The following is a 1,976-nucleotide window of genomic DNA, read 5'->3' as shown; positions in this document are numbered from 1 at the left end:
CTGATCATTCTGTTTGTGTTCTAGTTCGAGCCCTTTGGCTCTTTAACTTAAGGACACGACGATGCCGCAACTCGATCCGCTCGATTGGGCACCTCAGCTCATCTGGCTCGCCCTCACCTTCGGCGTTCTTTACCTGCTGATGGTGTGGGTAGCGTTGCCGCGCATCGGCAACGTGATCGATAAGCGCGCGGCACACATCAAGGACGACTTGGAAGCCGCCGACAAGCTCCGGCGCGAGACCGAGGACGCCATCGCCGCTTACGAGCAGGCGTTGGCCGAAGCCAAGCAAAAAGCGCATGGCATCGTCGAGGAAGGCCGCGCCAAGCTGAAAGCGGAAACCGACGCTGAGCGGGCCAAGCTCGAAAAGAAGCTCGCCGCCCGAAGCGCTGAGGCCGAGGCGCGCATCGAAGAAGCCAAGGCTTCGGCGATGAAAGAGGTGAACACGGTCGCCACGGATGTTGCTGCCGACATCGTGCGGCAACTGACGGGCACGGCGCCGGCTAAAGGCGACATCGAGAAGGCCGTGACTGCGGCGCGGAAGGCTTGACGTCATGGATATCTTCGCCACACCGGAATTCTGGGTTGCCGTCTCCTTCTTCTTGTTCCTTGCGCTCGTGTTCTATTTCGGCGTGCACAAGAAGATCGCCACGGCGCTTGACGCCCGCGCGGATGCCATCGCCAGGGAGCTCAACGAAGCCCAATCCTTGCGCGAAGAGGCGGAGAAGGTGCTCGCCGACTACCGCCGCAAGCAGGGTGACGCGGCCAAGGAAGCCGACGACATCGTGGCGCTCGCGGGCAAAGAGGCCAAGGCCATGGCCGCCGAGACCTCCCGCGCCATGAAGGAGCAGTTTGAGCGGCGCATGAAGCAGGCCGAGGACAAGATCGCCCGCGCCGAGACGGAGGCCCTGCGCGACGTACGCGCCGCCGCGGCCGACGCCGCCGTGGCTGCTGCGCAGTCGGTGATCGCGGGCAAGCTGACGGCCGAGACGGCCGACACGCTGATCACGCAGGGCATCGATACCCTGAAATCCAAGCTGAACTAGCGCTTTTCCGCCTCAAGACTGTCGATCGCGGCAACCGCTTCACTTCGTCTCCAGTTTTTGGCAATTCACTAAGACCTGATGAGATAGAGTGATCTCATGGTGCATGTCGTCGAACCACGGCACTCAGCCACCCTTGCCGATTACGAGAGCATCGCTGATCTGAACGGCACGGTGCGCAGTCTTCGCCAAGAGGCCGAGAGCCGCTTGACCGGACTGGAAGGCCGCCGCTTGGTGATGGTGAACAGCACCGCGCAGGGCGGCGGTGTCGCAGAGATGTTGCCGGCGCTGCTGGCCTTGCTGCGCGAACTCGGCGTCGACGCACACTGGCTGGTGATGGAGACGCAGGAACACGACTTCTTCCGGCTGACCAAGCAATTGCACAATCTCATCCATGGCATGGGCGACCCAAATCTCGGGCCGGACGACCGCGCACTCTATGACCGGGTAAGCGAAGAGAATGCCGACGCGATCGAGGCATTCCTGTCGCCGGGCGATGTGCTGGTCATTCACGATCCCCAGCCCATGGGCGCCGGCGCGCTTCTTCGCGAAAGGCTGGATCTCGCGGCGATCTGGCGCTGCCATATCGGCCTCGACCGTGAGACGCCGCAGACCCGTGCCGCCTGGGACTTTCTCGATCCTTACGCGGAGCCTTACGATCACGCCGTATTCACCGCACCGGAATACATTCCGAGCTGCCTCGCCGGACGCTCCACAATCATCCACCCGGCCATCGACCCCTTGAGCGACAAGAACCGCTACCTCAGGGTCCACGAGCTGGTGGGCATTCTCGCCAACGCCGCGCTCGTCAAGCCCTGGGGTCCGGTCACGACCCCGGCGTTTCCCGAACCCGCCAAACGACTTCAGGCGGATGGCAGCTGGGCGCCCGCGACAGAGCCGGAGGATTTCGGCCTGTTGTTCCGGCCGATCGTGACG

At 63.2% G+C, this 1,976-nt stretch carries 2 protein-coding genes and 1 pseudogene; all 3 read left to right on the top strand.

Features of this window, described 5'->3' with window-relative positions:
- Positions 1-61: 61 nt before the first annotated feature.
- Positions 62-547: an ATP F0F1 synthase subunit B gene (locus ABY454_RS12305; protein WP_372931065.1), complete on the top strand. Its 486-nt coding sequence runs from the start codon at positions 62-64 to the stop codon at positions 545-547.
- 4 nt (positions 548-551) lie between these two features.
- Positions 552-1,043: a F0F1 ATP synthase subunit B gene (locus ABY454_RS12300; RefSeq protein WP_372931063.1), complete on the top strand. Its 492-nt coding sequence runs from the start codon at positions 552-554 to the stop codon at positions 1,041-1,043.
- A 96-nt stretch (positions 1,044-1,139) separates the two neighbouring features.
- Positions 1,140-1,976, top strand: a pseudogene (locus ABY454_RS12295) (hypothetical protein); the annotation flags it as partial.

The sequence above is a fragment of the Methyloceanibacter sp. genome, assembly GCF_041573655.1.
Lineage (GTDB): Bacteria > Pseudomonadota > Alphaproteobacteria > Rhizobiales > Methyloligellaceae > Methyloceanibacter.
Note: the sequence above shows the minus strand (reverse complement) of the source record. Positions and strands in the feature narration are given on the sequence as shown.